The 768-nt window shown below is 61.7% G+C and carries 1 protein-coding gene; it reads right to left on the bottom strand.

The annotated features are described in order from the left end of the window. Nucleotides 1-23: 23 nt before the first annotated feature. The coding region (locus ACNFOC_RS54840; RefSeq protein WP_416966376.1) for an SDR family oxidoreductase at nucleotides 24-768 on the bottom strand (745 nt) is incomplete at its 5' end.

Raw genomic sequence — 768 nt, 5'->3', positions numbered from 1 at the left:
CCACAACCGAACTCCCCACCCCACTAGGCGTTAGGTCGAGTCCCCTCCCGCGCAGCCCGCTCCATCTCCTGCAACCGAGAAAGCATCGGCATCGGATCCACCCCAACCGACCCCGGCAAAAACTCCGCGATCTTCTCAGCAGTCCACCCACCAGACGCATACGCCGCCCTCAACTCCCGCGGCTGCGCCCAAACCGCAATTTTCTCCCCGGCAACCGTATAAACCTGCCCGGTAATCCCAGCCTCCCGAGCCCGCTCAGACAGCAGATAGACAACAAGCGCCGCAACATCCTCCGGCGACCCGATCTCCGCCAACTCCATAGGAACGTTCGCAGACATCCGCGTACGAGCAACAGGCGCCACCGCGTTAGCGGTAACCCCATACTTGTTCAACCCCAGCGCAGCGCTCCGCACGAGCGAAATGATCCCACCCTTGGCCGCACTGTAATTGGCCTGAGAAACCGACCCTTGATGATTCCCGCTGGTGAACCCGATCAAGGTCCCGGCCCGCTGCTTCCGCATAACCGCAGAAGCCGCCCGAAAAACAGTGAACGTCCCCTTCAGATGAGTGGCCAGAACCGGATCCCACTCCTCCTCGGACATATTGAAAAGCATCCGTTCCCGCAAAATCCCGGCAACGCACACCACCCCATCAACCCGCCCGAACGAAGACACCGCGACATCGACAACCCGCTGCCCACCCGCCATCGTCGAGATGTCATCGGCAACAGCGACAGCCTCCCCACCCGCCGCCAGAATCTCCTTGACC

This window comes from Streptomyces colwelliae (assembly GCF_048158785.1).
Classification (GTDB): Bacteria; Actinomycetota; Actinomycetes; order Streptomycetales; family Streptomycetaceae; genus Streptomyces.
This window is presented reverse-complemented; position numbering and strand designations above follow the sequence as displayed.